Raw genomic sequence first — 4,953 nt, 5'->3', positions numbered from 1 at the left:
CGTCTTTACCGAAGCTTTACGCTGCGCTGACCGCCGCTGACCTTGATCTGCGTAATCTGCACTCATCCGGAACGTACCGGGAACGAGACAAGGAGATACACCATGCGCAAGACTCTTATCGCTCTGATGTTCGCTGCCGCTCTGCCAACCGTGGCCATGGCCATGCCGCAGGATGGCGGTCCGCTCGGTGGTCCGCTGGATGGCCCGCGCCACGGTGGTCAGATGCACGGCGGCATGCACGGCAAAGGTCCGTACAGCCAGCTCGACCTGACCCGCGAACAACGCGAGCAGATTCGCAAGATCATGGGCGAGCAGATGCACGAGCGTAAGCAGGTGGTCGACAAGTACCTGGAGAAACTCTCGCCGGCCGACCAGAAAGCCATGAAGGACGAGATCGCGGCCAACCACAAGAAAGCCGAGTCCGATGTCCGTGCATTGCTGAAACCTGAGCAACAAAAGCAATTCGACGAAATCCAGAAGAAACGCGCCGAACGCCGTGCCGAATGGGCCGAGTTCAAGGCCTGGAAAGCGCAGCAGGCGCAAAAGGCGCAATAATGGCTTGACCCTGGGCCCGACGACTCAACTCGTCGGGCCTGTTCCATTCAAATCGAATGTGGGAGCGAGCCTGCTCGCGAAGGCGGTGTATCAGCCAGCGATGAATTGACTGACACTACGCCTTCGCGAGCAGGCTCGCTCCCACATTTAAACGATCTGATTTTCGAGGAATTTCTGTGCGTTCACTGTTCTGGCGGATTCTTGCGAGCTTCTGGCTGGCCATCGCTCTGGTAGCCGGGCTGTCGATTCTGCTCGGGCACATGCTCAATCAGGACGCGTGGATTCTCAGCCGCCATCCCGGCCTCAACACGCTGGCGGCGGAATGGACGCAGACTTACGAAACCCAAGGCGAGGAAGCCGCGCAGGACATTCTCGAACAACGCAAACGCCAGTATCACATCGACGTTCAAGTGCTCAACGAAACCGGCGATCCGGTGGTGCGTGGCACCTTCCCGCGCCGCGCCGCAGCATTCGAAGCGCGGCAGAACAACGATGACCGCCGCCTGCCATGGCGGCGTCTGACCGACGAAATCACCAGTGAAAAAACCGGTGACACCTACCTGTTTATCTACCGCATCCCACACCCGGAACTCGACGCCTGGCACCGCGAAAGCCTGCTCTGGCCGCTGAGTGCGCTGGGCATCGCGCTGGTGGTGCTGACCCTGTTCAGTTTGCTCGTGACTTTCTCCATCACCCGCCCACTGAGTCGCTTGCGCGGCGCGGTGCATGATCTGGGGCAGACCACATATCAGCAGAACAGTCTGGCGAAACTGGCCAACCGCCGCGATGAATTCGGCGTGCTGGCCACCGATTTCAACCGCATGGGCGCGCGCCTGCAAAGCCTGATCGGCAGTCAGCGCCAGCTGCTGCGCGATGTCTCCCATGAACTGCGCTCACCACTGGCGCGCCTGCGCATCGCGCTGGCTTTGGCCGAGCGCGCCAACCCCGAAGAGCGCGAAAAACTGTGGCCACGGCTGACCCGCGAATGCGATCGGCTGGAGGCGTTGATCAGTGAAATTCTGGTACTGGCACGAGTCGATGCCGACAACGCCAGCGCTGAAGAAGTGGACCTGAATGCGTTGCTCGCCGCGCTGCAAAAGGATGCGCAGCTCAGCTCGCCCGAGCAGACCGTACGCCTGCAAGCCGAGCCGCAGCTGAATCTCAAAGGCTGGCCGACGATGATCGAACGCGCCGTGGATAACCTGCTGCGCAACGCCCAGCGCTTCAACCCGAGCGATCAGCCGATCGAATTGCAGGCTGCGCGGCAGGGAGAGCGGATTGTCATCAGCGTGCGCGACCATGGGCCAGGGGTGCAGACCGAACATCTGAGTCAGTTGGGCGAACCGTTCTACCGGGCGCCGGGGCAGACCACTGCCGGGCATGGCCTGGGGCTGGCGATTGCCAAACGCGCGGCGGAACGGCATGGCGGCACGCTGACGCTGGCCAATCATCCGCAGGGCGGCTTTGTGGCGAGTCTGGAATTGCCGTTGGTGCCGGGAGTAATCGTCCAGCCCTGAAAAGCCCCTCACCCCAACCCTCTCCCGGAGGGAGAGGGGGCCGACCGGGTTGTCTGCCGTTGTGCATCGACCTTATGGATTCGCAGAAACTAGACATCCGGTATCCCGACTCTGGATTCAGCGAAGGTCGCTCAGGTCGGTGTAACTCCAAAGCATCCCCCAATCAGTCCCCTCTCCCTCTGGGAGAGGGTTAGGGTGAGGGGCTTTTGATCTTCAGGCTTTACCGGGCCAGGCGCTGACGAACTCAGCCAGATCAACCTTCTCCGCCACGCGCGGCTCTTTCTGCGGCGTGCCGAGATAGAGAAACGCGATCACCTCCTCGCCTTCCACCAGCCCCAAACCTTCAGCCACATGCTTCGAGTACGCCAGATCCCCGGTGCGCCACACGGCGCCAATCCCCTGCGCGTACGCCGCCAGCAAGATCCCGTGAGCCGCACAGCCGGCCGTGAGCAGTTGCTCGGCCTTCGGGTATTTCACGTGTTCCTGCAATTTCGCGATGACCACAACCACCAGCGGCGCGCGCAGCGGACCATTGCGGGCCTTGTCGATCATCGCTTCGGTGACTTCGCCGCCCTGCTGGCGCGCCGCCTCGGCCAGCAACTCGCCCATTTGCTCACGCGCTGCGCCTTCGACGGTCAAAAAGCGGTACGGCTGCAAATGGCCGTGATCCGGTGCACGCAAGGCCGCGCCGAACAGGGCTTCGCGCTGCTCGGCGGTGGGGGCCGGTTCGACCAGTCGGGGAACGGAAACACGGTTGAGCAACGCGTCGAGAGCCTGCATCGGCCACCTCCTTTGAAAAATGTGCGGCTATTCTAGCTTCATCTGCGCAGCGCCTGCCGGTTTACATGCCTTGCCCCGCAGGTAGAATGGCGCCCTTCTCCCACCAGCCCGAGCGGATTTCATGGCGTTGCCGACCTTACGGATCATTGGTTTCATCATCGGCATCTTCCTGATCACCCTGGCTGTGGCCATGGTCGTGCCGATGGCCACGCTGGTGATTTTCGAGCGCACCAGCGACCTGCCGTCGTTCCTCTGGGCGAGCATGATCACCTTTGTCGCCGGCCTCGCTCTGGTGATACCCGGCAGACCCGAACACATCCACCTGCGCCCGCGCGACATGTATCTGCTGACGGTCAGCAGCTGGCTGGTGGTGTGCATTTTCGCCGCGCTGCCGTTTCTGCTGACCCAGCACATCAGCTACACCGACTCGTTCTTCGAAAGCATGTCCGGCATCACCGCCACCGGTTCCACCGTGCTCAACGGCCTGGACAACATGTCGCCGGGGATTCTGATGTGGCGGTCGCTGCTGCACTGGATCGGCGGCATCGGCTTCATCGGCATGGCGGTGGCGATTCTGCCGCTGCTGCGCATCGGTGGCATGCGTCTGTTCCAGACCGAATCCTCGGACCGCTCGGAGAAGGTCATGCCGCGTTCGCACATGGTGGCGCGGTTGATTGTGGCGGCCTACGTCGGCATCACCATTCTCGGCAGTCTGGCGTTCTGGTGGGCCGGGATGAGCCCGTTCGATGCGATCAACCACGCGATGTCGGCGATTTCCACCGGTGGTTTCTCGACCTCCGACCAGTCGCTGGCCAAATGGACGCAACCGGCGGTGCACTGGGTGGCCATCGTCATCATGATCCTCGGCAGTCTGCCGTTCACCCTGTACGTGGCGACGCTGCGCGGCAACCGCCGGGCGTTGATCAAGGATCAACAGGTGCAGGGTTTGCTGGCGATGTTGCTGGTGACCTGGCTGGTGCTCGGCACCTGGTACTGGTGGACCACCAAGCTGCATTGGCTGGAAGCGCTGCGGCATGTGGCGCTGAACGTGACCTCGGTAGTCACTACCACCGGTTTCGCCCTCGGCGACTACAGCCTGTGGGGCAACTTCTCGCTGATGCTGTTTTTCTATCTGGGCTTTGTCGGCGGTTGCTCAGGTTCGACCGCAGGCGGGATCAAGATTTTCCGTTTCCAGGTCGCCTACATCCTGCTCAAGGCCAACCTCAATCAGCTGATCCACCCGCGCGCGGTGATCAAGCAGAAGTACAACGGTCACCGCCTCGACGAAGAAATTGTCCGTTCGATCCTGACCTTCTCGTTTTTCTTCGCCATCACCATCTGCGTGATCGCCCTGCTGCTGTCGCTGCTCGGAGTCGACTGGATGACCGCACTGACCGGCGCCGCCAGCACCGTGTCCGGCGTCGGCCCGGGTCTGGGCGAAACCATCGGCCCGGCCGGCAACTTCGCGACCCTGCCGGATGCGGCGAAATGGATTCTGTCGTTCGGCATGCTGCTCGGCCGACTGGAGATCATTACGGTGTTTGTGCTGTGTATTCCGGCGTTCTGGCGTCATTGACCGCGTCCGGCACCTGCGTCAGGCGCAAGCGGTATTCGCCGGGTGTGGTGTCGAACCAGCGGCGAAACGCGCGGAAGAAGTTGCTCGGGTCGGCAAAGCCCAACAGGTAAGCGATTTCCAGCAAGGTCATGCTCGGTTGCGCCAGATATTGCTCGGCCAGCTCGCGCCGGGTGTCGTCGAGCAACTGCTGAAAACTGGTGCCCTCCTCCTGCAAGCGCCGCTGCAACGTACGCTGCGACAGGTGCAGCGTCTGCGCCACGGTGTCACGCTTGGGCTCGCCCTGGGGCAGCAAACGACACAGCACCTGACGTGCCCGGTGCGTCACGCGACTTTCGGAAAACCGCGCCAGATATTCCCCGGCAAAGCGATCATGCAACAGCGCCATGGCTTCATTGGCGGTCGGCAGCGGCGCCTCCATATCGGCACGTTCGAAGATCAACGCATCGTAAGGCGCGTTGAACACCAGCGGTGCGTGAAAGGCTTCTTTATAGGGTTGCAGGTTTGTCGGCTGATCGCCCTGAACCA

Annotated in this window: 5 protein-coding genes; 3 read left to right on the top strand and 2 right to left on the bottom strand. The window is 61.9% G+C overall.

What is annotated here, in order from left to right:
* Positions 1-102 precede the first annotated feature (102 nt).
* Both D6877_RS14905 and D6877_RS14900 read left to right on the top strand, forming a co-directional pair.
* Positions 103-555 (top strand): Spy/CpxP family protein refolding chaperone, encoded by a 453-nt coding sequence (locus D6877_RS14905; protein WP_042607494.1) that lies wholly within the window; start codon positions 103-105, stop codon positions 553-555.
* Positions 556-731: 176 nt separating this feature from the next.
* Positions 732-2,072 carry a HAMP domain-containing sensor histidine kinase gene (locus D6877_RS14900; RefSeq protein ID WP_130911290.1) on the top strand — a complete coding sequence of 447 codons (1,341 nt, stop codon included), beginning with the start codon at positions 732-734 and terminating at the stop codon, positions 2,070-2,072.
* A gap of 213 nt (positions 2,073-2,285) precedes the next feature.
* Here D6877_RS14900 and D6877_RS14895 read toward each other — a convergent pair whose 3' ends face one another.
* A complete protein-coding gene (locus tag D6877_RS14895) occupies positions 2,286-2,852 on the bottom strand; it encodes a nitroreductase family protein (RefSeq protein WP_064362083.1) in 567 nt (188 codons plus the stop codon).
* A gap of 121 nt (positions 2,853-2,973) precedes the next feature.
* On the opposite strand from D6877_RS14895, the gene D6877_RS14890 reads away from it, so the two are divergent.
* Positions 2,974-4,428: a TrkH family potassium uptake protein gene (locus D6877_RS14890; RefSeq protein WP_038363735.1), complete on the top strand. Its 1,455-nt coding sequence runs from the start codon at positions 2,974-2,976 to the stop codon at positions 4,426-4,428.
* Here the strand turns inward: D6877_RS14890 and D6877_RS14885 are convergent.
* The coding region (locus tag D6877_RS14885; RefSeq protein ID WP_130911289.1) for an AraC family transcriptional regulator at positions 4,385-4,953 on the bottom strand (569 nt) is incomplete at its 5' end. The genes D6877_RS14890 and D6877_RS14885 overlap by 44 nt on opposite strands.

Source organism: Pseudomonas sp. Sample_9, from assembly GCF_004307535.1.
GTDB lineage: Bacteria > Pseudomonadota > Gammaproteobacteria > Pseudomonadales > Pseudomonadaceae > Aquipseudomonas > Aquipseudomonas mercuritolerans.
The sequence above is the reverse complement of the archived record's forward strand: the minus strand, read 5'-3'. Positions and strand labels throughout refer to the sequence as shown.

Bases quoted from the DNA above. Each gene is read 5' to 3' on its own strand.
- D6877_RS14905 (WP_042607494.1), top strand. From the start codon at position 103: ATGCGCAAGACTCTTATCGCTCTGATGTTCGCTGCCGCTCTGCCAACC.
- D6877_RS14895 (WP_064362083.1), bottom strand. From the start codon at position 2,852: ATGCAGGCTCTCGACGCGTTGCTCAACCGTGTTTCCGTTCCCCGACTG.
- D6877_RS14890 (WP_038363735.1), top strand. From the start codon at position 2,974: ATGGCGTTGCCGACCTTACGGATCATTGGTTTCATCATCGGCATCTTC.